At 69.1% G+C, this 23,328-nt stretch carries 23 protein-coding genes; 11 read left to right on the top strand and 12 right to left on the bottom strand.

From position 1 onward, the window contains the following. The first annotated feature begins 39 nt into the window (after positions 1-39). The gene (locus AC1RRR_RS13910) at positions 40-387 is read left to right on the top strand and encodes a YciI family protein (protein WP_492813921.1); all 348 of its coding nucleotides are present in this window, start codon (positions 40-42) and stop codon (positions 385-387) included. Then, positions 388-1,596 (top strand): RNA polymerase sigma factor, encoded by a 1,209-nt coding sequence (locus AC1RRR_RS13905; RefSeq protein WP_492813919.1) that lies wholly within the window; start codon positions 388-390, stop codon positions 1,594-1,596. Here the strand turns inward: AC1RRR_RS13905 and AC1RRR_RS13900 are convergent. Both AC1RRR_RS13900 and AC1RRR_RS13895 read right to left on the bottom strand, forming a co-directional pair. Then, entirely contained in the window at positions 1,593-2,927 is a 1,335-nt protein-coding gene (locus AC1RRR_RS13900) for a dihydroorotase (RefSeq protein ID WP_492813918.1), read from the bottom strand. The two genes, AC1RRR_RS13905 and AC1RRR_RS13900, sit on opposite strands and share 4 nt — an antisense overlap. A 109-nt stretch (positions 2,928-3,036) precedes the next feature. Continuing rightward, entirely contained in the window at positions 3,037-4,197 is a 1,161-nt protein-coding gene (locus AC1RRR_RS13895; RefSeq protein ID WP_492813917.1) for a glycosyltransferase family 9 protein, read from the bottom strand. A 127-nt stretch (positions 4,198-4,324) separates the two neighbouring features. Between AC1RRR_RS13895 and ygfZ the strand changes: the two genes are divergently transcribed. Then, complete coding sequence (gene ygfZ / locus AC1RRR_RS13890; protein WP_492813915.1) at positions 4,325-5,125, top strand: CAF17-like 4Fe-4S cluster assembly/insertion protein YgfZ; 801 nt, start codon at positions 4,325-4,327, stop codon at positions 5,123-5,125. Here the strand turns inward: ygfZ and AC1RRR_RS13885 are convergent. Continuing rightward, entirely contained in the window at positions 5,122-5,547 is a 426-nt protein-coding gene (locus tag AC1RRR_RS13885; RefSeq protein WP_291877584.1) for a hypothetical protein, read from the bottom strand. The two genes, ygfZ and AC1RRR_RS13885, sit on opposite strands and share 4 nt — an antisense overlap. Positions 5,548-5,675: 128 nt before the next feature. Here AC1RRR_RS13885 and AC1RRR_RS13880 point away from each other — a divergent pair, with 128 nt between their 5' ends. Beyond that, positions 5,676-6,272 (top strand): DNA-3-methyladenine glycosylase I, encoded by a 597-nt coding sequence (locus AC1RRR_RS13880; protein WP_492813913.1) that lies wholly within the window; start codon positions 5,676-5,678, stop codon positions 6,270-6,272. 65 nt (positions 6,273-6,337) lie between these two features. Then, a complete protein-coding gene (locus AC1RRR_RS13875; protein WP_492813912.1) occupies positions 6,338-6,913 on the top strand; it encodes a cysteine hydrolase family protein in 576 nt (191 codons plus the stop codon). Here AC1RRR_RS13875 and AC1RRR_RS13870 read toward each other — a convergent pair. The 5 genes from AC1RRR_RS13870 to AC1RRR_RS13850 all read right to left on the bottom strand — a co-directional run bounded on the left by AC1RRR_RS13870 (position 6,883) and on the right by AC1RRR_RS13850 (position 12,419). Beyond that, complete coding sequence (locus AC1RRR_RS13870) at positions 6,883-8,241, bottom strand: MFS transporter (RefSeq protein ID WP_492815242.1); 1,359 nt, start codon at positions 8,239-8,241, stop codon at positions 6,883-6,885. The genes AC1RRR_RS13875 and AC1RRR_RS13870 overlap by 31 nt on opposite strands. A 40-nt stretch (positions 8,242-8,281) precedes the next feature. Next, positions 8,282-8,890, bottom strand: a complete 609-nt coding sequence (locus AC1RRR_RS13865; protein WP_492813911.1) for a DsbA family protein — start codon at positions 8,888-8,890, stop codon at positions 8,282-8,284. Positions 8,891-8,959: 69 nt separating this feature from the next. Then, on the bottom strand, positions 8,960-9,502 hold the full coding sequence (locus AC1RRR_RS13860) for a hypothetical protein (RefSeq protein ID WP_492813909.1): 543 nt from the start codon (positions 9,500-9,502) through the stop codon (positions 8,960-8,962). Between the two features lie 44 nt (positions 9,503-9,546). Continuing rightward, positions 9,547-10,437, bottom strand: a complete 891-nt coding sequence (locus tag AC1RRR_RS13855) for a glycoside hydrolase family 16 protein (RefSeq protein WP_492813907.1) — start codon at positions 10,435-10,437, stop codon at positions 9,547-9,549. After that, on the bottom strand, positions 10,434-12,419 hold the full coding sequence (locus AC1RRR_RS13850) for an acyltransferase family protein (RefSeq protein WP_492813905.1): 1,986 nt from the start codon (positions 12,417-12,419) through the stop codon (positions 10,434-10,436). Before AC1RRR_RS13850 ends, AC1RRR_RS13855 begins: the two co-directional genes overlap by 4 nt. A gap of 119 nt (positions 12,420-12,538) precedes the next feature. Between AC1RRR_RS13850 and rnhB the strand changes: the two genes are divergently transcribed. Then, the gene (gene rnhB / locus AC1RRR_RS13845) at positions 12,539-13,177 is read left to right on the top strand and encodes a ribonuclease HII (RefSeq protein WP_492813903.1); all 639 of its coding nucleotides are present in this window, start codon (positions 12,539-12,541) and stop codon (positions 13,175-13,177) included. Between the two features lie 137 nt (positions 13,178-13,314). Next, positions 13,315-14,391 (top strand): site-specific DNA-methyltransferase, encoded by a 1,077-nt coding sequence (locus tag AC1RRR_RS13840; RefSeq protein ID WP_492813901.1) that lies wholly within the window; start codon positions 13,315-13,317, stop codon positions 14,389-14,391. Positions 14,392-14,509: 118 nt separating this feature from the next. On the opposite strand, the gene AC1RRR_RS13835 is transcribed toward AC1RRR_RS13840, so the two are convergent. The 3 genes from AC1RRR_RS13835 to mutY all read right to left on the bottom strand — a co-directional run bounded on the left by AC1RRR_RS13835 (position 14,510) and on the right by mutY (position 17,162). Next, on the bottom strand, positions 14,510-15,484 hold the full coding sequence (locus AC1RRR_RS13835) for an alpha/beta fold hydrolase (protein ID WP_492813899.1): 975 nt from the start codon (positions 15,482-15,484) through the stop codon (positions 14,510-14,512). 248 nt (positions 15,485-15,732) lie between these two features. Continuing rightward, complete coding sequence (gloA2, locus tag AC1RRR_RS13830) at positions 15,733-16,110, bottom strand: SMU1112c/YaeR family gloxylase I-like metalloprotein (protein ID WP_492813898.1); 378 nt, start codon at positions 16,108-16,110, stop codon at positions 15,733-15,735. A 2-nt stretch (positions 16,111-16,112) separates the two neighbouring features. Then, positions 16,113-17,162, bottom strand: a complete 1,050-nt coding sequence (gene mutY, locus AC1RRR_RS13825) for an A/G-specific adenine glycosylase (protein WP_492813896.1) — start codon at positions 17,160-17,162, stop codon at positions 16,113-16,115. Between the two features lie 47 nt (positions 17,163-17,209). On the opposite strand from mutY, the gene AC1RRR_RS13820 reads away from it, so the two are divergent. From AC1RRR_RS13820 to smc, 4 genes are all read left to right on the top strand, one after another. Beyond that, complete coding sequence (locus AC1RRR_RS13820; RefSeq protein ID WP_492813894.1) at positions 17,210-17,749, top strand: DUF721 domain-containing protein; 540 nt, start codon at positions 17,210-17,212, stop codon at positions 17,747-17,749. A gap of 114 nt (positions 17,750-17,863) precedes the next feature. Beyond that, positions 17,864-18,478, top strand: a complete 615-nt coding sequence (locus AC1RRR_RS13815; RefSeq protein WP_492813892.1) for a DsbA family protein — start codon at positions 17,864-17,866, stop codon at positions 18,476-18,478. Further along, complete coding sequence (locus tag AC1RRR_RS13810) at positions 18,478-19,083, top strand: thioredoxin domain-containing protein (protein ID WP_492813891.1); 606 nt, start codon at positions 18,478-18,480, stop codon at positions 19,081-19,083. The genes AC1RRR_RS13815 and AC1RRR_RS13810 overlap by 1 nt, the downstream gene beginning before the upstream one ends. A gap of 20 nt (positions 19,084-19,103) precedes the next feature. Further along, positions 19,104-22,544: a chromosome segregation protein SMC gene (smc, locus tag AC1RRR_RS13805; RefSeq protein WP_492813889.1), complete on the top strand. Its 3,441-nt coding sequence runs from the start codon at positions 19,104-19,106 to the stop codon at positions 22,542-22,544. Here the strand turns inward: smc and AC1RRR_RS13800 are convergent, their stop codons facing one another. Next, positions 22,545-23,324 carry a TSUP family transporter gene (locus AC1RRR_RS13800; protein WP_492813887.1) on the bottom strand — a complete coding sequence of 260 codons (780 nt, stop codon included), beginning with the start codon at positions 23,322-23,324 and terminating at the stop codon, positions 22,545-22,547. Positions 23,325-23,328: the final 4 nt, after the last annotated feature.

Raw genomic sequence — 23,328 nt, 5'->3', positions numbered from 1 at the left:
GAAGCGTCGCGATGGCCGCGCGCTCATGGGAGACCAAAGATGCAATACGCCCTGCTGATCTACGAGAACGAAGAGCTCTATCGCGGCGACAACGGCCGCGCGCTGGACGAGATCATCACCGCCCACATGGCCCTGGCCAAGGCGCTGGAGGAAGAGGGCATCCTGCGGGGCGGCTCGGGCCTGAACACCGGCGACACGGCCACCACCTTGCGCAAGAGCGGGGGCCAATACGCGCTGCATGACGGTCCGTTCGCCGAGGCGCGCGAGCAGCTGGGCGGGTTCTATCTGGTCGAGGTTCCCGACCTGGACGCGGCCATGGCGGTCGCCAAACGCATCCCGCTGGCCGGCGACGGCTCGGTCGAGGTGCGCCCGACGACGGACTGCTAGTTGGTCACCCTCGACCAGACCGCGCGGGAGGCCGGGGGGCGGATTGTCGCCGCCCTCGCCGCGACCTTCCGCGACCTGGACCTGGCCGAGGAGGCCTATGCCGAGGCCTGCGCGCGGGCCGCCGCCGTCTGGCCGGCGGCCCCGCCCCTGGACCCGCCGGCCTGGCTCTATGCCACGGCGCGGCGGTGCGCGCTGGATATGATCCGCAAGCGGAACGTCCGCAGCCGCCTCGCGCCCCATGCGCCGGAGCCAGAGGCCACGGCGGAGGACATCCTGGCTTCCGACGCCCGCCTGATCCCGGACGAGCGGCTGCGGCTGATCTTCGTCTGCTGCCACCCGGCCGTCGCGCCCGAGGCGCGCGCGGCCCTGACCCTGCGGCTGGTCTGCGGCCTGACCGTGCAGGAGATCGCCAGGGCCTTCCTGGTCACTGAGCCCACCATGTTCCAGCGCCTGACCCGCGCCAAGAAGAAGATCGCCCAGGCCGGGGTGTCGTTCGAGGTCCCCGGACCCGAAGCCTGGCCCGAGCGCCTGGCGGCCGTGCTCTCGACCCTGGAAGTCGCCTATGCTCGCGCCCACGAGGACGCCGCTGGAGCCGGGCAGCATGCCGGCTACGCCCGCGAGATGCTGGACCTGACCGCCGTCCTGGGCGAGCTCTTGCCCGACGAGCCCGAGTGCCTGGCCTTCGCCGCCACGGTGCGGTTCGCCGAGGCCCGGCGGCCGGCGCGACTGGACGCGGACGGGGCGATGGTCCCGCTGTCGGAGCAGGATCCGAGACTATGGAACCGGCCGCTGATCCACGAGGCCGACGCCCTGCTGCGCCGCGCCGCCCGGCTGAACCGGCCCGGACCGCGACAACTGCGGGCGGCTCTGCATGGCGTGTGGTGCGTACGCCGTTCGCTGGCCGAGCCGCCGCCGTGGTCGGCCGTGCTGGCGCTGTATGACTTGGCCGACCAGGACGATCCGTTCGTGCGGATCAACCGCGCCGTGGCCCTGGCCGAACTGGGCGGGCCGGCCGTGGCTCTGGCGGAGATCGAGGCGCTGGACGCGGCGCGGCTGGCGGACTTCCAGCCGTTCCATGCCGTGCGGGCCGACCTGCTGGCCAGGCTCGGCCGACACGACGAGGCGCTGGCCGCCTATGACCGGGCGATCGAGCTGGCGCCCGGTCCGGCGGAGCTGCTGTGGCTGCTCCGCCGTCGAAGCGACCTTTAGCGCGCCAGGGTTTCCAGGAACCGCACGGGCTCGCCACGGCCCTCGGCGACGATCTCGTCGTCGCGCATGACCACGATGCCGCGCACGATGGTCGCCACCGGCCAGGCCTTGGCCTCGAAGCCGTCGAACGGGGTCCAGCCGGCGCGATTGGCCATCTGCTCGTGGGTGATGGTCTTGCGGGCCTTCATGTCGACGATGGTGAAGTCGGCATCGAAGCCCTCGGCCAGACGGCCCTTGTCGGCCAGGCCGAACACGCGGTTGACGCCATGGCTGGTCAGGTCGACGAAGCGCTCGAGGGAAAGCTTGCCGTCCACCACGTGGGTCAACATCACCGGCACCAGGGTCTGGACGCCCGGCATGCCCGAGGGCGAGGCCGGATAGGGCCGGGCCTTCTCCTCGCGGGTGTGGGGGGCGTGATCCGAACCCAGCACGTCGGCGATGCCGGCCTCGATGCCGCGCCAGACGCCAGCCACGTGGTCGGCCGAGCGGATTGGCGGGTTCATCTGGGCAAAGCCCTTCAGGCGTTCATAGGCCTCGGGCGCGACCAGGGTCAGGTGCTGGGGCGTGACCTCGACCGAGGCGACGTCCTTGTTCTGGGCCAGGAAGTCGATCTCTTCCTTGGTGGTCACGTGCAGCACGTGGATGCGCTTGCCCAGGTTCTTGGCGATGCGGACCAGGCGGTGGGTCGACTGCAGGGCGGCCTGGGCGTCGCGCACCTCGGGGTGGCTGGTCCAGTCGCCGGGGCGCGCCAGGTGGCGGCGCTCGGCCAGGCGGTACTCGTCCTCGGAGTGGAAAGCGGCGCGACGGTTCACGTGCCGCAGCACGTTCTCGACGCCCTCGTCGTCCTGCACCAGCAACGAGCCGGTCGAGGCGCCCATGAACACCTTGATGCCGCAGCAGCCCGGCAAGCGCTCCAGCTCACCCAGGAAGTTGGCGTTCTCGTGGGTGCCGCCGACATAGAAGGCGTGGTCGGTGTGCATGCGGTTCTTGGCGCGCGAGAGCTTGTCGGCCAAAGCGTCCGGATCGGTGGTCGTCGGCTCGGTGTTGGGCATCTCGAAGACGGCGACCACGCCGCCCAGGGCCGCGCCGCGCGAACCGCTCTCGAGATCTTCCTTCCACTCCAGCCCGGGCTCGCGGAAGTGCACCTGGCTGTCGATCACGCCGGGCAGAACGGTCAGGCCGGTGGCGTCAAAAATCTCGCCGGCCGAGGCCTGGGACAGGTCGCCGATCGCGACGATCTTGCCGTTCCGCACGCCGATGTCAGTGATCCCGCGCCCCGCGTGGTTCACCACCTCGCCCCCACGCACGATCAGGTCGAAGGTCTGGGTCATGGGGACGGCTCCTGCGAATGGATTTCAGCGGGTCTAGGTCCGCCTCACGCCCCGATCAACAAATATCCGCTCATCCCCGCGAAAGCCGGGATCCATGCGGACGGGCGGCCTAGTCGCGCACCGTCTTGTCTCGCTCGGCTGGATCATCGCCTTCGCGGGAATGGGCGGCGGCGGCTTCGAGTTCGAGATACTCAGCCGCTTCTTCGGCGACCGGTTCCGAAGCGGCTTCAGCCTCGGCGACCTCTTCCGCGATCACTTCCTCGACCACCGCTTCCTGCGGCGAGAGCTCGGCCTCGGGTTCGGTGCGGGCCAGCAGGGCCTTGGCTGCCTTGACCACCGTGGCCACCGGCAGATCGCTCATGTGGCGGATGGCCTGGGAGAGGTCCGGATCGATGGCCATGAACTGGTCAAAGCTGCGCGGGCCGCGCACGGCCTCGGCGCGATCGCCCCACGGGCCGTAGCGGCGCTCGTCCGAAGGTCCGAACAGGCCGATGGTCGGCGCGCCGGCGGCGGCGGCGATGTGCATCAGGCCGGAGTCGTTGCCGATGAACAGGCGCGCGCGCTTCAGGCAGGCATAGGCGGTCAGCAGATCCACCTTGCCGGTCAGGTCGATGGTCCGGCCACGGGCCGAGGCCATGCGCAGCTCTTCGACCATGCGGGTGTCTTCGGGGCCGCCCAGGATCAGCAGGCGACCGCCGGCCATCGGGCCGTCCTTGTCCAGCAGCTGGGCCGCCGTCTGGGTGAAGCGCTCGATCGGCCAGACCTTGCCGATCCAGTTCGAGGCCGGGCCCATGGCCAGGATCGGGCCGCCCTCCCCCAGCAGCTCGTCGGCCAGGGCCTGCACGTCGGGCGAGATGTAGAGATGCGGCGCGGGCGGATCGCCTTCCAGCTTCAGGGTGCGGGCGGCGTCGACCACCTTGTGCACCACGTCGCCGGGCAACTTCTTCCAGATCGCCCGCTTCTCGCGACGCAGGAAGAGGGCCGTGGCCGAGCCGCGCAGGTCGACGACCAGGCTCCACTTCTTGTGGCGCACCTGGTTCCAGAGCTTGAACCAGTGGCTCTTGCCCTTCCCCTTGGCCTTTTCCATCACGATCACGCGGTCCAGGCCCGGCACGTGGGCGAACAGCGGCGCGGCCAGAGGGCCGGCGACGATGGTGAAGCGAGCGTTGGGGATCTGGTCGGCCAGCATTTTGATCAGGCCGGACGACAGCACCGCATCACCGATGCGTGTGGCCGTGATGAAAAGAATCGGGAAGGCCCGCTGTGTCATCGGACCATCTATAGGCCGGTCGTTGAGTCGGCGCATCCCGCTATAGCGGTTAAGCTTTTACCTTCCTGCGACCGAACGTCGCGCGACCGCATTGGCGGCGAGACGGGGTCGGGCCTATATCGCGGTCATGAGCTCGCTTCGCACCGCCCATCTGACGTCCCGCGCCGTCATCGCCGTGTCCGGTCCGGACTGGAAGAGCTTCCTGCAAGGCCTGCTGACCCAGGATGTCGAGACCATCCAGCCGGGCGAGCTGCGCTTCGCGGCTTTGCTGACCCCGCAAGGCAAGCTGCTTTACGACGTGTTCGTGGCGGCAAATCCGGAGGAGATGGGAGACGGAGCTCTGCTCGACGTGGCGGCCGAGCACCGCGACGCGATCCTGACGCGTCTTTCCATGTACCGCCTGCGGGCCAAGGTGACGCTGGAGCCCAGCGACTTCAAAGTCATCGCCGCGTTTGGCGAGCCGATGGACGGGGGCTTTACCGACCCGCGCCTGCCGGCCCTGGGCGCGCGCGCCTATGGCCACTGCGAGGCCGAGAGCACCGAGGCCGACTATGAAGCCTGGCGCCTGTCCCTGGGCGTGCCCGGCCCGGCTGACTGGGGCAGCGAGGCCAACTATCCGATCGAGGCCGACTTCGACCTGCTGGCGGGCATCGACTTCAAGAAGGGCTGCTTCGTCGGCCAGGAGACGACCAGCCGCATGAAGCGGCGCGGGACGATCAAGAACCGCATGCTGCCGATCACCTTCGACGGCCCCGCCCCGGCCTTCGGGACCGAGGTGCTGGCCGGCGGCAGCCTGCGGGCCGGCGAGGTTCTGAGCGGCGCCGATGGCCGGGCCATGGCCATCCTGCGGCTGGACCGCATCGAGGGCGCGGACCTGACAGTCGAAGGCCGGCCGGTCACGGTGGACCGGCCGGCCTGGCTCATCTAGCGGCAGCTGCCGTAGCGATCGGGCGAAGCGCCCGGACCACCCCGCCAGCCGGGCGGGTTTTCCCAGTTGGTGCCGGGACCGCCACGCGGACCGGGCGGGTTGTTGTCATTGTCGAACCAGCACTTGGCGCGCGGATTCCACCAGCCGAAGCGCGGGTGATAATAGCCGTAGGCGCGGTTGTAGTAGTAGCCGTCGCGGTAGCGGAACTCGACCCGCTGGCCCTTCCAGCGATAGTAGCGACGGTCGGGCGAGGCGCCGGGACCGCCGCGCCAGCCGGGCGGATTCTCCCAGTTGGTGCCGGGGCCGCCGCGCGGGCCGGGCGGATTGTTGTCGCGATCATGATGGCGCTGGGCCAGCACCGGCGTGGCGGTCATGGCCGTGGTCGCCAGGGCCAGCATGGCCAAGGTCTTGAGGCGCTTCATCAGCGTCTTTCCTCCGTTGGTTCGATCCCTCTGGCCTTCCAACGCACGAGACAGACAATTCAGTCGCTCGTGAACCGATGTTCCCCAAAAGTTCTAGTCAGCCGGCGATCTTCTGCTAGCTTCGCCGCATGACCGAGCCCACGCGTTGCACCTGGAAAGGCATGAACGGCGACCCGTTCTACGAGGCCTATCATGACCACGAATGGGGCGTGCCCGAGTGGGACAGCCGCGCCCTGTGGGAGAAGCTCGTCTTGGACGGTTTCCAGGCCGGGCTGTCGTGGATCACCATCCTGCGCAAGCGCGAGGCCTTCCGCGCCGCCTTCGCGGGCTTCGATCCAGAGAAGGTCGCGCGGTTCGACGAGACCGACCGCGCCCGGCTGATGGCCGACGCCGGCATCATCCGCTCGAACGGCAAGATCGACGCCGCTATCTCGGGCGCGCGGATCTATCTGGACATGCAGCAGCGCGGCGAGGACTTCGGCCAGTTCCTGTGGGACATGGTCGGCGGCGCGCCGATCCAGAACCAGTGGCGCGCCGGCGAAGTCCCGACCCAGACCCCGCTGGCCGTCGAGATGTCCAAGGCCCTGAAGGCCAAGGGCTTCAAGTTCTGCGGCCCGGTGATCGTCTACGCCTTCATGGAAGCCACCGGCCTGGTCAACGACCACCTGGTGACCTGCTTCCGCCATGAGGAATGCAAGGCGATGGCCAAGCGGGTGGGCCCCTGACGATCGGTTGCAGACCTGGAGCTTTGACTCCACGCTGATCCTTTCTGGTCCTTCACGAGAGGTCGATGCCCAGTCCTGTTGCCCTGATCATCATCGACATGCAGCGCGGAATGCTGCCCGAGCACACCGGGCCTCGAAACAACCCGGCGGCGGAGGACAATATCGCTCGGCTGCTGGCGGTCTGGCGCGAGCGGGATCTGCCGATCGTCCATGTGCGCCATGTCAGCAGGCAGGCCAGCGGATCCTTTTGGGCCGGGTCCGAAAACTGCGAGTTTCAGCCACGCTTCGAGCCGCTGCCGCACGAGCACAGGCTGGAGAAGAACGTCAACGACGCCTTCGCCAACAGCGGGCTGGAGCGCTGGCTACGCCTGCGCGACATCTCCCGCCTGGTCGTGGCCGGCGTCAGCACCAACAATTCCGTGGAGGCCACCGTGCGCGCGGCCTTTTGCCTGGGGTTCGAGGTCAACTTGCCCGGAGACGCCTGCTATACCTACGACAAGGTCGATATCCTGGGCGTCGCGCGTCCCGCCGAGGACTGGCACGTGATGGCCCTCTCGAACATGCACGGCGAATACGCGACCGTTACGAGTACCGAGGACGTCGTGTCGGCCTACGCCGCCTTCGCCTCGCCGCTGGCATAGACCGCCGACAACCGCTTGTACGGGCGAGAGTTGAAGGCCAGCACGGTCGCGGCGACCCCGATCACCCCAGCCACGGTGAAGACCAGGGCGATGCCCCGGTCGGCCCCGCGTCCGAACCAGTCGCCGATCGCCATCGCGCCCGCGCCGTTGGTCATGAACGGGATGACGATGAACTGGGTCAGCGGCCCGATCAGGAAGGCCGTCAGCGGCGAGGCGGCCTGCTCGACCGACTGGGCGAAGCCGAACACCCGGCCCTGGCGCTCCAGCGGCACCACCTTCTGCAAGGTGGTCTGCTCGGCGGCCTCGGCATAGGGCCCGAGCGCCATCCAGATGAAGCAGCCGATCGCCAGCAGGATGATCGACGACTTCAGGGTGAAGACGCAACACACCGACCAGGTGATCAGGTTGACCAGCAGCAGTGTTCGCAGAGGACTGGGTCCCAGGCCCGTGCGGCTGATGGCGACGCCGCTGACGATGAAGGCCACCGACAGCACGCCAAACAGCAGGCCCCAGGTCTGCACCGAGACCAGCGACAGGCCATAGGCGTCCAGCAGCGCCATGAAGATGCCGCCCAGGAAGTTGTTGAAGGTCGCGAAGAAGATCAGCGCGAACAGGCCCGGCACGGCGGCGATGACGCGGATCGTGCCCGGCAGGTCGACCTTGCGCGGCTCGGTCGGGGCGTCCGGATGGGGGCGAGGCTCATCCACCTTGATCGGCAGCAGATGCAGCAGGGCCAAGACGGTGAAGCCTGCCGCGAACAGCAAGGTCGCGGTCATCCCGCCCCAGGCCACCAGGAAGCCGCTGATCACCGAGGTGGTCAAAAAGCCGATGCCCGTGACCATGCCCACCAGGCCGTTGGCCTTGTCGCGCCGGTCCTCGGGCACCAGGATCGTCACCAGGGTCGGCAGGGCGATGCTGCGGACATTGCCGGCGATCACGCCCAGCATGGTCAGGCCGATCAGAGCCCACAGCCACGGCCGGCCCACATCGGCGATCGCGCCCTTCGGGGCCGCTGCCAGCAAGGCCAGGGACAGGGCGTAGAAGCCCAGCGACACGACGCTGGACCCGGCCATCGCCGTCTTCTTGCGGTGATGATCGACCAAGCTGCCGAACCAGATGCCCGACACGGCGGTCAGCACCAGATAGACGCCGGCGATCATGCCGGTGGCGAAGACCGAGCGGGTCTCCAGATAGACGTAGAAGGTCAGGGCGAACCAGACCGTGAAGTTGGTGATGTTGGCCACGAGATTGTTGGCCAGCAGATGATGGAATGGAGTCACGAAAGGCTCCCGACGACATGGCGGCCCCGCCGGGGCGGACCGTGCCAGGGCTCAAGGCGGGGCGCAACGCCCCGCCGAACGCCGTTCGTTATTTGCCCGCGTTCTCGATCGCCGCGTCGATCTCGGCCAGGGAGTGGTAGCCCGGCTCCATCTTGCGACCGTTGACCTCGAAGGTCGGGGTGGCGTTGACGTCGTGGGCCTTGGCGTTGTTCTGCACGCGCGTGTTCAGGGCCGCCATCTGGGCCTCGTCGCTGACGCACTTCTGGAACTGGTCCTCGCTCATGCCCACCGACTTGGCGATGTCCGACAGGGTTTCGCGCGGTGAGTAGAAGATGCCCGGCTGGGCGGCGAAGATCGCGTCGTTGACGGCGAAGTACTTGTCCTTGCCCGCGCAGCGCGCCAGCAGGAAGCCGCCCGCGGCCACGGTCACTTCTTCCGTGCCGCCGACCAGCATCTCGCGGAACACGTAGTGGACCTTGCCGGTGTCGACATACTTGGCCTTGAAGGCCGGATAGACCTCCGCCTGCCACTTGGCGCAGATCGGGCAGCCGACCGAGGCGTATTCGACGACCGTGATCTTAGCGTCCTTATTGCCCATATCCATGTCGTCCGGCAGCGCCTGGTAGGCCTTCTGCTGGCCGCACGCCGCCAGGGCCATAGCCATCAACGCGGCGACCGCGATCTTCACACTACGCATCAGCTGCTCCCAAAAGCCGGAAGCGACACCATACGAGCGGTTGTGTCCTCCGCAAGGCGCACGCCGCGCCTAGCCGGCGACTTCGGCTTTGACGATGCCGCAGTCTCCGTGGTCCCAGGGACCATCGACCTGGCCCATGTCGACGGCGGCGAAGATCAGGCTGCCGCCGGGGACCACGGTCGCGCGGATCACGGTCGAGACTACCCCCGCCGAGACGTCGCCGCTCATCATCCGGCAACGGACCGTGGGATCCATCAGCGGCAGGCCCGAGATGTTGTTGGCCCGCCCGGTGGCCAGCAGTGATCCGGTCTTGCCGCGGATGAACGTCACCTTGCCCAAGGTCAGATACGTCTCGGGATGGGCGCGAACCAGGGCCGGCTCGGGCAGGTTCGCCGGACGCGGGGGGATCACCAGCTTGGGCGCGGGCGTGTCGTCCGGACGGGTCACGGCGGTCAGCGCGCCGCCGGCCAAGAACACCACGATGAACGCGACCAGGGCCCGCGCGGGCGTGCCGACCAGCGGCCAGCGCGGCTGAGGCTTGAACACCAGGAAGAACGCCCCGGCCGAAGCGATCAGCCACAGCAGCGGCACGGCGTAGGTCAGCAGCGTCATGAGAACTCCCCCGCCCCGCTTCTAGAGCGGCCGAGCGCTCGGCACTAGGGCCGCTGGCTAACCCGCACCCAGTCGACCTCCATGGTCGCCGGCAGAACCGCCTCGTCGACGCCCTTGGCGTTCGCGCCCTCGGGCCAGCGGCCGCCGAAGGCCAGGTTCAGGATCAGGTGGAAGGGCTGATCGAATGGCGCGGCGCCGACCTCTTTGTCGTCGCGCTTCCAGTCGGCGGCCTTGGCTTCCGCGTACTTCTGTCCGTCCACGAACCAGGTGATCGCTTCGGGCGTCCACTCGACCGCATAGACGTGGAAACCATCCGGTGAAACCGGCATGGGCGCGCCCGTGCTGACCTGCTTGTGAGCGCCGGACGCATCGCCGGCGAAGTGGATGGTGCCGAAGATCCGGTTCTCGCGCCCGCCCTGGCAGACCTCCGGCGCACAGGGCGCGCCCAAGTTTACTGTCTCCAGGATGTCGATCTCGCCGGACTTGGGCCAGCCGCCATAGGTCGACAGCTCGGGCATCATCCAGATCGCCGGCCACACGCCCTGGCCGCCCGGAACCCGCGCCCGCGCCTCGAACCGGCCGTAACGCCAGCTGGCCAGGCCTTGGGTCAGGACCTTGCCCGAGGCGTAGTCGCCGGTCTTCATCGGCCCGGTCGGACCAGCCCACGGATTGGCCAAGCCCCGCGTCTTGCGCTTGATCGTCGTCAGCCGCAGCAGGCCGTCCTTGACCGACACCGTCTCGGGACTGAGCTCGTAGCACTGGCGCTCATCATTGCCCCCGCCGCCGCAGTCGGCGGCGTAGTTCCATTTGCTCTGATCCAGCCGGTCGCCGTCGAACTCGTCGGACCAGACCAGTTTCCAGCCTTCCTCGGCTTGGGCGACGGGCGCGGCGGCGGACAGCAGGACGAGGGCGGCGACGATCGACTTGATACTCATGGCCTGGGATGCTCAAGCGCCTGCCACCCCACGTCAAGCCAGGCCGGAACCAGCCGCCGCGCGCCCGAGGCGCTGAGGTGGTCGTCGTCGAAATAGATCGGCTCGCCGTCCATCATCGCCTGGCACCGGCCGTTGACGCACAGGGTCTGCGACGGGAACACGGCGGCCACCCCGCGCCGGTCCTGGATCGCCGCGCGGATCGCGTCCTCGGCCGGACCGGCGCGAGACAGCGGCAGCTCGGCGTCGACGCTGGCGCAACGGCCCGGCTTCAGCCCCAGCTGAGCGGACTGCCCCAGGCACTCGGGTGCGCCCAGGGTCAGCTCCGGGACCGGACCGATGATCAGCACCCGCAGATCGGGACGGCGCTGGGCGATGGCCCGCAGCGTGCGGCCCAGCGGCGCGGCCAAGCCCGTGCGCTTGCCGCCGGCCTGCATGGTCACGCGCGGCGAGTTGACGTCGTAGAACGGCGGCGCGTCGCGATAGAGCGGCCAGCGAGCGGCCAGCACCACCAGCTTCAGCCGCTTGTCGGCGGTGATCCGGTCCAGGACCTGGTCGGCAGCCGCCCCGCATTCCAGCTTGAAGCGGTACATCGTCCGGACACTGACGCCGACCAGCGGCGGGCAGCCGCCTCGGGCCACCTCGCGGACGCTCCAGCCGCGCGCCATGGCCCAATCCACGACGCCGGGGGTCACGGCGTCGGCGTGGGAGTCACCCCAGACCAGGACGTCGTCACCCTCTCCGTCCGACGTCGCGCCGAACCGGCAGTCCTCGGGCTTGGCCTTGCGGGCGTTGTCGAAACAGGCCTTGCGGGCCGGATTGACGTCGGTCTCCTCCAGGTCGGCCAGGGCCTTGGCCTCGGGTAACAGGCGGCCGGGCAGGCCATGGGTGAAGAACAGCAGCGCGCCCACGGCGATCGGGGCCAGCAGCGGCAGCAGCATCAGGCCCAGGCGCCGCCAAGGCCGGTCGGTCGCCCCCCGTCGGAAAGGCTGCTCGAGGAAGCGCCAGCTGAGGATCGCCAGGACCAGCGCCAGCCCGACCAGGCCCAGGCGTTGCGGCGCGGTCAGCGGCTGCTGGGCGACATCGGCGGCCAAGACCAGCAACGGCCAGTGCCACAGATAGAACGAGTACGAGATCTTCCCCAGCCCGACGACCGGCGCCCAGCGCAGCGGGGCCAGGCCCTGGAAAGCGCCCGATCCGCTCCAGACCAGCAGCGCCGTTCCCACGCAGACAGGAACCGCCGAGAAGCCCGGAAAGGCGCTGGCCTCGTTCAGCCAGATGAGGCTGCCGGCGATCGCCAACCCGCCGAGGATCCCTGCCAGTTTGGCCGTGGTCCGGTCCTCCGGTGGCTTGACCAGGCCTAGGGCCAGCACCCCGCCGGCCAGGAACTCCCAGGCCCGCATCGGCAGGCCGAAGAACGCCCAGTTGCTGGTGATCGTCGCCTGGGCCAGCACTAGCGAGACGACCAACAACACCAGCGCCAGGGTCCCGCGCATCCCTCGCAGCGGCTTCAGCGACAGCAGCGCGATCAGGGCCGGCCAGAGCAGGTAGAACTGCTCCTCCACGCCCAGCGACCACAGGTGCAGCAGCGGGTTCTGCTGGGCGCCCGGCGCGAAATAGCCGGCGGTCTGGGTGAACAGGATGTTGGCGACGAACAGGCCCGAGGCCGCCGTCGCCGCGCCGGTCATGGCCAGGAGGCGCGGCATCTCGATCCAGACCGCCAGCGCCGCCGTGACCAGCACCGCCAGCACATAGGCCGGCACGATCCGTCGCGCCCGCCGCAGATAGAACCCGCCCCACGAGAAGCTCCCGCCGTCGCGCGCCTCTGCGATCAGTCGAGTGATCAGGTAGCCCGAGATGACGAAAAACATGTCCACCCCGACGAAGCCGCCCGGCAGCAGGCTCGGAAAGGCGTGATGGATGACGATGGCCCCCACCGCCACGGCCCGCAGCCCGTCGATGTCGCGTCGATAGTCCAGACCCATGCTCGCCCCCGAAACTACAGTCGTAATCACGTGAGCGAGACCAAGCCTCATCGTCAAGAGAAATAATTACATCCGTAAACTTCTTTTCCGCTCTCGCGAACCGGCCTAAACACCGATCCATGCGCACCGGACCCGACATGATGCTGGAACTGGCCTGCGGACAGGGTCCTGTCTGCGGGGTGGACGAGGCCGGGCGCGGTCCCTGGGCCGGGCCGGTCAGCGCCGGCGCGGTGATCCTGGATCCCGACCGCATCCCCAAGGGCCTGAACGACTCCAAGAAACTCACCGCCAAGGCCCGCGCGGCCCTGGAAGAAGAGATCAAGGCCGTCGCCATTTCGTGGTGCGTCGGCATGGCCTCGATCGACGAGATCGCGCAGCTCAACATCCTGCACGCCGCCGGTCTGGCCATGTGCCGCGCCATCGACGGCCTGTCGGTGACGCCGGTCATCGCGCTGGTCGACGGCAACTACGCCTTCAAGCTGCCGTGCCCGATCAAGACCGTGGTCAAGGGCGACAGCCTGTCGTGCTCGATCGCGGCGGCCTCGATCCTGGCCAAGGAAGCCCGCGACCGGATCATGGTCGAGATGGACGCGGTCTATCCCGGCTACGGCTTCGCCGGCCACAAGGGCTACCACGCTCCGATCCACGTCGAAGGTCTGCGCAAGCTTGGCCCCTCGCCGATCCACCGCCTAGGCTGGGCGCCGGTGAAGGCGGCCCTGGCCGGTGAGCTTGCCGCGCCCGAAGACCTAGCCCTCTGATCACAAAGAGGTTTTGAGTCTGATCGGACTCAAGAGGTCGCTTTCGGGTAGAGTTAACGCCCCGCTAACCACGTCTGCACACGTCGCATTTACCAGCAAGACTCATGATTCCGTTCGCTTTCTAAAGGAACGGGACCATGAAGTTCGGGCCGGAAACCATCATTCTGGGCGACTGCATCGAGCAGATGAACGCCCTGCCGGAGAAGTCGGTCGACCTGATCTTCGCCGACCCGCCCTACAATCTTCAGCTGGGCGGCGACCTGCTGCGTCCCGACAATTCCAAGGTCGACGCGGTCGACGACCACTGGGACCAGTTCGAGAGCTTCGCCGCCTACGACCAGTTCACCCGCGCGTGGCTGAAGGCCGCCCGCCGCGTCCTGAAGGACGATGGCGCGATCTGGGTGATCGGCAGCTATCACAACATCTTCCGCGTCGGCGTGGCCGTGCAGGACCTGGGCTTCTGGATCCTCAACGACATCGTCTGGCGCAAGTCCAACCCGATGCCCAACTTCAAGGGCACCCGCTTCGCCAACGCTCACGAGACCCTGATCTGGGCGTCCAAGAGCCAGAACGCCAAGCGCTACACCTTCAACTACGACGCCCTGAAGATGGCCAATGACGAGGTGCAGATGCGCTCGGACTGGACCATCCCGCTGTGCACCGGCGAGGAGCGCATCAAGGGCGCCGACGGCCAGAAGGCGCACCCGACCCAGAAGCCCGAAGCGCTGCTCTACCGGGTGATCATGTCGACGACCAAGCCGGGCGACGTGATCCTGGATCCGTTCTTCGGCGTCGGCACCACGGGCGCGGCCGCCAAGCGCCTGGGCCGCAAGTTCATCGGCATCGAGCGCGAGGCCGAATATCTGGAACACGCCAAGGCCCGCATCGCCAAGGTCGTGCCGATCGCGCCGGAAGACCTCGAGGTCATGGGCAGCAAGCGCGCCGAGCCGCGCGTGCCTTTCGGCACCATCGTCGAGACCGGCCTGCTGTCGCCTGGTGACACGCTGTACTGCAGCAAGGGCAACCACGCCGCCAAGGTGCGTCCGGACGGCTCGATCACGGTCGGCGACCTGTCGGGCTCGATCCACAAGATCGGCGCCCTGGTCCAATCGGCCCCGGCCTGCAACGGCTGGACCTACTGGCACTTCAAGACCGACGCGGGCCTGGCGCCGATCGACGTGCTGCGGGCGCAGGTTCGCGCGGGGATGAACTAAGCCTCGTAGGCCTGGCGCTCGTAACCCGGCCGCTGCCGAAAGGCTGGAGGCCGACGCTCGACCCTAGTGGGACGTTCGCACGGTTGACGTCCTGGCGGGTTTCGAATGTGTGGCGCGATCATTCGTGGCGTGAAGCCTGAACATCCCCGACGACTTCCCGGATGGCGTCGATTACCGCGCCCGGTTGATCCCCCTGGATGGTGTGGCCAGATTGCGGAACGACAATGACCTTGCCTCTTGTGGACCTGGCCGCCAGGCCCACGTGACCGGCCCGCCAAACCATCGTCAGCCGCGCGTTGAGATCCGCGTTCCTCGTATAGCTCCAGCCAGAGGCATTGGTCAGAACCGTCAGAGGCATGCTTCCGAACGCGCGAGCGGCGGCGGCCTCCTGTTCGTTGGAAATCGATGTCGGTTCGCCGATGATGCCGGTCAGCGCGGCCTCTTCGGCCAACATGCCCTCGTACTGTTTGGGTCCACTGCAGTAGTCCGCGACGTAGCTGGCCAGTTCAGGCTGATCCTTGGGCGTGGTGATGCAGGGGCACGAACCCAGGCTGGTCTTCAGTCGCCCTGCTCGCGCAAGATCGGCGCATTCTCGCACGAGCTTCCCGCCTTCAACCTGCTTGGCGCGCTGCTCGGCGAGGATATCGGGATAACCTGACCAGGCAGCCAGGAAGTTGTCGTGGCTCTGACTGGCGAATCCGGGATCCACGAGAACAAGCCCTGCGACCTCGGAGGGATAGAGGTCGGCATAGAGCGTCGCATAGAGACCCCCTGCTGAATGTCCGACCAGAACCAGCGGCGAGCGGATCTCCGCCCGACCAAGGGCCTGATGTAGATCATCCACGATATTGGTCGCCGTCGAAGGACGGTCGTTGGGACTGCTAAAGCCGTACCCGGCCCGGTCGTAGGAACAGACGCGCGCGAACTTGGCGATTTCGCCCTGCACCTTCCGCCAGGCGGTGCTGAAGCGACCACCGCCAGCGTCGAGAATGACCGTCGTCGGCCCTTCTCCAACGCAGCGTAGATTCAGCAGTCTTCCACCGGATACAGGGACGAGTTGGCCAGGCTGCGTATAGTCCAGAGGCCCGGTCACAGGCCCCGCAACACACATTTGCGCTGCGCCTAAGGCTAGAGCCGCGCCGATCCAGGCCAAGTGTCTACGGCGCAGAGGCCTTGCGATAAATTTTCCCAAGGCTGCATGGTCCCCAAGCTAGAGTTCGCCCGGACCGCATGAATTACATTTGTAGTTCTCGTCGTCAATGAGATGATGTCGAGCACCAACGGGTGGGCCGCTTCCCACCCTTAACGGAACTCCACGCAGTCCGCTCATCAGGCGGCCCACTAGACCTCGTAGAGCTCCAGCGGCAGCCCATCGGGGTCGGCGAAGAAGGCGAACTTGCGGTCGGTATATTCGTCGATCCGCACCGGCTCGCACACGACGCCCAACGCGGTCAGCCGCGCGACCTCGGCCTCCAGATCCGGCGTGACGAAGGCCAGGTGGCGCAGGCCGCAGGCTTCCGGATAGCTGGGCCGGGGCGGCGGCGAGGGGAACGAGAAGAGCTCGATCTGGGCGTTGCCGGCGTCCAGGTCGCACTTCCACGAGTTCCGCGCCTCGCGAAAGACCTCGCGGATCACCGCAAAGCCCAGCACCTCGACATAGAAGCGCCGGGACCGATCATAGTCCGAGCAGATGATGGCGACGTGGTGGATGCTGGGCATGGTCAGATCAGTCGCTCCGCTGCCAACGCCGCTTTCAGGAACACGCTGGGCAGCGCGCTGAGCCCTTCCCTCGACGTCCAGACGAAGTCGCCGTCGTTCGCGCCCTGGGCGGTGAACACTCGCAAAGTCAGCGAGAAGTGGGTGAAGACGTGCTCGACCGCGCCCAGGTCGCGCCAGGCGGCGGCGACGGGCGCGGCGGCAATGGCCTCCGCGTCGGTGAACGGGCTCGCCCGCCAGTCGCTGGTGGGCAGGCCCAACATGCCGCCCAGCAGGCCTTTCGGCGGGCGGCGGACCAGGGCCATCTCGTCGCCCCGCGTCAGCACATAGGCGACGCCGTGACGGCGCGGACGGTCGGCCTTCTTGGTCTTGCGGGGATAGGTCTCCGGCGCGCCGCCTTGGAAGGCCGCGCACCACGCCCCGATCGGGCAGCGATCGCACAGCGGCGACTTCGGTTTGCAGACCGTGGCCCCCAGGTCCATCAGCGCCTGCGCCCAGTCGCCGGGGCGCTCGTTGGTGACCAGCTCGCCGGCCAGGGCCTTGAGCTCGGGCTTGGCGTCCGGCAGCGGCGTTTCGACCGCGAACAGCCGCGACATCACCCGCTCGACATTGCCGTCGACGACATTGGCGGCGCGGTCAAAGGCGATCGCGGCCACGGCGGCGGCCGTGTAGGCGCCCACGCCCGGCAGGGCGCGCAGGCCTTCCTCGGTATCGGGGAAGACGCCGCCGTGCTGGTCGGCCACAGCCCGCGCGCAAGCCAGCAGGTTGCGAGCGCGGGCGTAGTAGCCCAGCCCCGCCCAGGCGGCCATCAGGTCGCCGTCCTCCACCGCCGCCAGGTCCGACACGGTCGGCCAGCGCTGGGTGAAGCTGAGGAAATACGGCGTAGCGTGCGGCACGGTGGTCTGCTGCAGCATCACCTCCGACAGCCAGACGCGGTAGGGATCGCTGCGCACGCCCGCGCGGCGGTCGCCGGGCGAGGTCCGCCAGGCCAGGTCGCGGGCCTGGGCGTCGTACCAGGCCAAGAGGGCCGAGCGGATCTGATCGCGGTCTTTCATCTTCCCTCGCCTACCGCGAACGGCCCGCCGCGTGCTAGCCTTCCCGCATGCGCCGCCCCCTGCCCACCGCCGAAGAAGCGCTCGCGATCCTGCGGAGCAAGCGCACCAAGCCGCAGTTCCGCACCCCGCCGCCGGCCGGTAAGAACTTGGCGCCGCTGCTCAAGGCGCTGGAGACCCAGTTCGGCCAGGGCCCCGCCGTCTTGCAGGCCCGCTGGCGCGAGATCGTCGGCGACACTCTGGCGCGTCGGACGGAGCCGGTCCGCATCATCAAGGGTCGCAACGGCGAAGGCGGCGCGCTGGAGCTGCGCGTCGACGGCCCCGTGGCCTCGCTGATCCAGCACCAGGCTCCGCAGATCACCGCGCGCCTGGACATGCTGCTGGGCAAGGGCGTGGTCACTCGGCTACGCATCGTCCAGGGCCCAGTCAAGGCCGCCGCCGCGCCGGTCTCGCAGGTTCGCCGCCGCAAGCCGCCTCTGGACGCCGCCCAGGAAAAAGAGCTGACCGACAGCCTGGCCGACCAGCCGGACGGCGAGCTGAAACAAGCCCTCTTGAAGCTGGGCCGCGGCGTGCTGCAATCGCAGCGCTGAGCCGGTTGACAAGCGCTGCTCGCTCAAGCTCTTGAGCCAGTCACGGTTGCGCCTTTTTCGCTCGCTAGCGAGAATCGCGTTTAACTTCCCAATCGACCGCCGAAGGGCCTTTTCATGCGTTCGCTGATCACCCGCGTCACCCTTGTCGCCGCTCTCGCGGCCAGTCTCGCCGCCTGCGGTCCCAAGGGGACCAAGGTCACGGCCGAGGACATGACCCTGGGCAATCCGAACGCCAAGGTCACGGTCGTCGAATACGCCTCGGTCGCCTGCCCGCACTGCGCCAAGTGGAACGAGGAAGTCTTCCCGGCCTTCAAGGCCAAGTACATCGACACCGGCAAGGTCAATTACGTGGCCCGCGAGGCCCTGACCGGCGAGCCGACCCTGGCCAACGCCGGCGCCATGCTGGCCCGCTGCGCCGGCAAGGATAAGTACTTCCAGGTGACCGACGCCCTGTACCACGCCCAGGCCAGCATCTTCCAAACCGGCGACATCCGCGGCGAACTGCTGACCATCGCCCGCGCGGCCGGCATGAGCGAGGCGCAGTTCAACAGCTGCCTCAGCGACGAGAACGCCGCCAAGTCGGCCGAGCGCCTCGACAAGCAGATGAAGGCCGACAAGATCCAGGGCACCCCGACCTTCATCGTCAACGGCAAGAAGGTCGGCGGCGAAGAGGGCGGCGAAGCCACCCTGGCCCAGCTGGACGCCGCCATCGCGGAAGCCTCGAAATAATGGCTCTGGATCGGCGCGCGCTGCTCGTTTCCGGCCTGGCGGTCACCGCCAGCGCCTCGGCCGCGCGCGCCGCGCCGCTGCCGGCGCTTCCGGGCGACATGGTGCTGGGCTCGGCCAAGGCGCCGATCCAGCTGGTGGTCTACGCCTCGGCCAGCTGCCCGCACTGCGCCCACTGGTGGACGACGGTGCAGCCGCAGGTGCGCAAGAGCTTCATCGACACCGGCAAGGTGCGCCTGGTGTTCCGCGAATTCCTGACCCCGCCCAACGAGTTCGCGGCGGCCGGCTTCATGCTGTGCCGCCGGATTCCGGGGAAGTATTTCGAGGTGCTGACCACCGTCTTCCAGAAGCAGGAAGAGATCTATCGCAGCGAGCGGCTGTTCGAGGGCCTGCAGGCCATCGGCAAGCAGTACGGCCTGACCGACGACCAGTTCAAGGCGGCCCTGAGCGACGACGCGGCGCTGAAGGCGGTCAACGACCGCTTCGCCAAGGCGATCGACGACGGCATCGAGGGCACGCCGACCTTCTTCGTCAACGGCGCGCCCTACGACCACAGCGCCGACTTCGCGGTGCTCTCCAAGGCCTTCGCCTCGGCGGCGAAGCGCTGAGCCTCTAAGGGACCGCCTCCGTGCAGTTCCAGCGCCTCCGCCTCTCGGGCTTTAAGTCCTTCGTCGAGCCGACCGAGTTTCGGATCGAGCCCGGGCTGACGGGCATTGTCGGCCCGAACGGCTGCGGCAAGTCCAACCTCTTGGAAGCCCTGCGCTGGGTGATGGGCGCCAACTCGGCCAAGGCCATGCGGGCCGGCGGCATGGACGACGTGATCTTCGCCGGCAGCGGCGCCCGCCCGCCGCGAAACCACGCCGACGTGGCCCTGACCATCGACAATGCCGACCGCACGGCCCCGGCCCAGTTCAACGACGATCCGGTGCTGGAGGTCGTGCGCCGCATCGATCGCGGGGCCGGCTCAACCTACAAGATCAACGGCCGCGAGGTGCGGGCCCGTGACGTCCAGCTCCTGTTCGCCGACGCCTCGACCGGGGCCAACTCGCCGGCCCTGGTGCGCCAGGGCCAGATCAGCGAGCTGATCGGCGCCAAGCCGCAGAACCGCCGCCGCATCCTGGAAGAGGCCGCTGGGGTCTCTGGCCTGCATACCCGCCGCCACGAGGCCGAGCTGCGGCTGCGGGCCGCCGAGAGCAACCTCTCGCGCCTGGAGGACGTGGCCCGCGAGCTGGAGACGGCCCTGAACCGCCTCAAGCGCGAGGCCCGCCAGGCCGAGAAGTACAAGCGCCTGTCGTCCGAGATCCGCGCCGTGCAGGGCGCCGTGCTCTACGCCCGCTGGACCGAAGCCCGCGATACCCTGGAGCGCACCCAGCGCGAGGCGACCGAAGCTGCCCGCACCGTTGAAGAAACCGCCCGCGCCAGCGCCGCCGCCCAGGTGGCCATCACCGAGGCCGAGGCCGCCATGCCGCCGCTGCGGGAAGAGGCGACCATCGCCCAGGCGATCCTGGGCCAGCTGGCCATCCAGAAGGACCGCGCCGAGCGTGAGGCCGAGGCGGCCTCGGCCGAGTTCGAGCGGCTCAAGAACGACCTGGCTCGCATCGATGACGACCGCGCCCGCGAGAGCCAGGCCAAGGACGACGCCGCCGCCGCCCTGGCCCGCATCGACGCGGAGCTGGCCGAGGTCCGCGCCCTGGTCGCCGCGGCGCCGGAGCGGGGTCCCGAGCTGGAGGCCGCCGCCAAGGCCGCCGAGACGGCGCGGGCCGCCGCCGAGACCCAGGTCGAGCAGCTGGCCGCCCGCGTCGCCGCCGAGGAGGCGCAAGGCCGCGCCGCCGCCGCCCGCCTGTCCGAAGCCGAGGCTCGCGCCAACCGCACCAACCGCGCCCTCGACCAGGCCAAGGCGGAACGCGCCGCCGTCGGTCCCGAGATCGACCCGGCCGCCGCCGACGCCCGCCAGCGCTTCGCCAATGCCGAGGCCGCCCTGGCCGCCGCCCGCGCGGCGCTGGAAGAGGCCGAGAACGAACGGGTCAAGGCCGCCGAGCAGGAAGCCCAGGCCCGCCAGCTGGCCCGCAATGTCGAGGACCAGCTGGGCCGCCTGCGCACGGAAGCCCGGGGCCTGGCACAGCTCACGGCTCCGCGCAGCAAGAGCGGCCACGCCCCGGCCCTGGACAGCGTCGCGCCCGACAAGGGCTATGGCGCGGCCCTGGCGGCGGCGCTGGGCGACGACCTGGACGCGGCCCTGGACGCCAAGGCCCCCTCGTACTGGGGCGGCGCCGAGGCTCCAGCTCCGAGTTGGCCGGAGGGCGCGCAGCCGCTGGCGCCGCTGGTCAAGGCGCCGCCCGCCCTGGCCGCCCGCCTCTCGCACGTGGCCGTCGTGGCCCGCGCCGACGGGGATCGCCTGCAGAAGGATCTCAAGCCCGGCGCTCGCCTGGTGTCCAAGGAAGGCGACCTGTGGCGCTGGGACGGCTTCGTGGCCCGCGCCGACGCCCCCAAGCCCGCCGCCGTGCGCCTGGAGCAGCGCACCCGCCTGGCCGAGGTCGAGGCCGAGATCGACATCCTGGCCCCGCGCGCCGAGGCCACCGCCGCCGCCCTGAAGACCGCCGCCGACCGCATGCGCGCTATCGAGGACCTGCTACGCGACAAGCGCCGCGGTCCGCCCGACGCCGAGCGCCTGCTGACCAGCGCCCGCGAGCAGGTCGCCAAGTTCGAACGCGAGCAGGCGATGAGGGCTGCGCGAGCGCAATCGCTGGACGACACCATCGCCCGCTTCGAGGCCGAGAAGGTCGAGTCCGATACGGCTCTGGCCTCAGCCCGCGAAGCCCACGCCGCCGCCCAGACCTCGGGCGACCTTCAGCCTCAGCTCGCGGAGGCCCGCCAGGCCTCGGCCCAGGCTCGCGAGGCCGCCAGCGCCGCTCGCACGGCCCTGGACGTCGAGACCCGCGAACGCGCCGGCCGCCAGCGTCGCCTGGAGAGCCTGGAGCGTGACCGCACCGACTGGGCCAAGCGCGCCGAGACCGCCGGCAAGCGCACCGAGTCCCTGGAGGCCGACCGCGTGAAGGCCGCCGCCGCGCTGGAAGGCGCGCGCGAGGCCCCGGCCGCCTTACAGGAAAAGCTGGTCGCCCTGCTGGACGAGTTCGGCGCCGCAGAGGCTCGCCGCGCCAAGGCCAGCGACGCCCTGGAGGCCGCCGAGACCCTGCGCCTCAACAACGACCGCACCGCCCGCGCCGCCGAGCAGGCCGCCGGCGAAGCCCGCGAGAAACGCGCCTCGCTGGTCGCCCACCTGGACGGCGCCCGCCAGCGCTTCGCCGAGGTCGCTTCGGCCATCCGCGAACAGGCCCGCATGGAGCCCGAGGAGCTGGGCCGCCACGTCGCCGGCGAGGCCGTGGCCGTGCCGAAGGACGCCGCCGGGGTCGAGGCCCACCTGTTCGCCCTGGAACGCGAGCGCGACGCCATCGGCCCGGTCAACCTGCGCGCCGAGGAAGAGGCCCAGGAATATGCCGGCCGCCTGGAGATCATGCGCGTCGAGCGGGCCGACCTGTCGGGCGCGGTGACCAAGCTGCGGGCCGGTATCGAGGAGCTGAACGCCGAGGGGCGCGAACGCCTGCTGGCCGCCTTCGACGTGATCAACGCCAACTTCCAGACCCTCTTCCAGGCCCTGTTCGGCGGTGGCCAGGCCGAGCTGAAGCTGATCGAGAGCGACGACCCGCTGGAAGCCGGCCTGGAGATCTTCGCCTGCCCGCCCGGCAAGCGCATGGCCAGCATGAGCCTGATGAGCGGCGGCGAGCAGGCCCTGACGGCCAGCGCCCTGATCTTCGGCGTGTTCCTGGCCAATCCGGCCCCGATCTGCGTGCTGGACGAAGTCGACGCGCCCTTGGACGATGCGAACGTTGACCGCTACTGCAACATGCTCGACGAGATGCGCCGGCGGACCCAGACGCGCTTCATCGCCATCACCCACAACCCGGTGACTATGAGCCGGATGGACCGCCTGTTCGGCGTGACCATGGCCGAGCGTGGGGTGAGCCAGCTGGTCAGCGTCGACCTGAGCACGGCTGAAAAGCTGGTCGCCTAACTAGAAACCGATCGCCTGGCGGATCGGGTTGGCGGGATCGGCCAGCAGCTTGATGGCCATGGCGCACGAGATGACCACCAGCAGCGGCCGGATCAGCTTGGGCCCGAAGCGCATGGCCAGGCGCGAGCCGACCTGGGCGCCGATGAAGGCGCCTGCGGCCATGGCCAGACCCACCGGCCAGACGACCGCGCCCTTGATGATGAACAGGGTCAGGCTGCCCAGGTTGCTGGCGGCGTTGGCCAGCTTGGTGTGGGCGGTGGCCTTGAGCACGCCGTAGCCCAGCAGGGTCACGATCGCGACCATGTAGAAGGCCCCCGCGCCGGGTCCGAAGATGCCGTCGTAGAAGCCGACCAGCGGCGTGACGAAACAGGCGAACGGGATCAGCGCCATGCGTGGCGCCACGTCCTCGGCCTTGAGGGCGCGCGAGAAGCCGAAATAGAGGGCGATGGCGATCAGCAGCAGCGGCACGATGGCTCGCAGCAGCTGCGGCGACAGCAGGCTGGCGCACAGGGCGCCGCACAGACCCGCTACGGCGGCCGCGCCGGCGACCGGCAGGGCGGTCTTCCACTCGATCAGGCCGCGCCGAGCGAAGGCCGTGGTCGAGGACAGGGCGCTGACGGCGCCCTGAAGCTTGTTGGTGCCCAGGGCCTGGACCGGCGACAGACCCGCCAGCAGCAGGGCCGGCAGGGTCACCAGGCCACCGCCGCCGGCGATGGCGTCGAGCGCCCCCGCGAGGGCGGCGACCACGAACAGGCTGGCGAGGACGTCGAGATGCGCCATCAGC

The sequence above is a fragment of the Caulobacter sp. GW821-FHT12D05 genome (assembly GCF_058807295.1).
The sequence above is the reverse complement of the archived record's forward strand: the minus strand, read 5'-3'. Positions and strand labels throughout refer to the sequence as shown.

Coding starts and splice junctions, on each gene's coding strand:
- AC1RRR_RS13910 (WP_492813921.1), top strand. CDS start 40: ATGCAATACGCCCTGCTGATCTACGAGAACGAAGAGCTCTATCGCGGC.
- AC1RRR_RS13900 (WP_492813918.1), bottom strand. CDS start 2,927: ATGACCCAGACCTTCGACCTGATCGTGCGTGGGGGCGAGGTGGTGAAC.
- AC1RRR_RS13895 (WP_492813917.1), bottom strand. CDS start 4,197: ATGACACAGCGGGCCTTCCCGATTCTTTTCATCACGGCCACACGCATC.
- ygfZ (WP_492813915.1), top strand. CDS start 4,325: ATGAGCTCGCTTCGCACCGCCCATCTGACGTCCCGCGCCGTCATCGCC.
- AC1RRR_RS13885 (WP_291877584.1), bottom strand. CDS start 5,547: ATGAAGCGCCTCAAGACCTTGGCCATGCTGGCCCTGGCGACCACGGCC.
- AC1RRR_RS13880 (WP_492813913.1), top strand. CDS start 5,676: ATGACCGAGCCCACGCGTTGCACCTGGAAAGGCATGAACGGCGACCCG.
- AC1RRR_RS13875 (WP_492813912.1), top strand. CDS start 6,338: ATGCCCAGTCCTGTTGCCCTGATCATCATCGACATGCAGCGCGGAATG.
- AC1RRR_RS13865 (WP_492813911.1), bottom strand. CDS start 8,890: ATGCGTAGTGTGAAGATCGCGGTCGCCGCGTTGATGGCTATGGCCCTG.
- AC1RRR_RS13860 (WP_492813909.1), bottom strand. CDS start 9,502: ATGACGCTGCTGACCTACGCCGTGCCGCTGCTGTGGCTGATCGCTTCG.
- AC1RRR_RS13855 (WP_492813907.1), bottom strand. CDS start 10,437: ATGAGTATCAAGTCGATCGTCGCCGCCCTCGTCCTGCTGTCCGCCGCC.
- AC1RRR_RS13850 (WP_492813905.1), bottom strand. CDS start 12,419: ATGGGTCTGGACTATCGACGCGACATCGACGGGCTGCGGGCCGTGGCG.
- rnhB (WP_492813903.1), top strand. CDS start 12,539: ATGCGCACCGGACCCGACATGATGCTGGAACTGGCCTGCGGACAGGGT.
- AC1RRR_RS13840 (WP_492813901.1), top strand. CDS start 13,315: ATGAAGTTCGGGCCGGAAACCATCATTCTGGGCGACTGCATCGAGCAG.
- gloA2 (WP_492813898.1), bottom strand. CDS start 16,110: ATGCCCAGCATCCACCACGTCGCCATCATCTGCTCGGACTATGATCGG.
- mutY (WP_492813896.1), bottom strand. CDS start 17,162: ATGAAAGACCGCGATCAGATCCGCTCGGCCCTCTTGGCCTGGTACGAC.
- AC1RRR_RS13820 (WP_492813894.1), top strand. CDS start 17,210: ATGCGCCGCCCCCTGCCCACCGCCGAAGAAGCGCTCGCGATCCTGCGG.
- AC1RRR_RS13815 (WP_492813892.1), top strand. CDS start 17,864: ATGCGTTCGCTGATCACCCGCGTCACCCTTGTCGCCGCTCTCGCGGCC.
- AC1RRR_RS13810 (WP_492813891.1), top strand. CDS start 18,478: ATGGCTCTGGATCGGCGCGCGCTGCTCGTTTCCGGCCTGGCGGTCACC.
- AC1RRR_RS13800 (WP_492813887.1), bottom strand. CDS start 23,324: ATGGCGCATCTCGACGTCCTCGCCAGCCTGTTCGTGGTCGCCGCCCTC.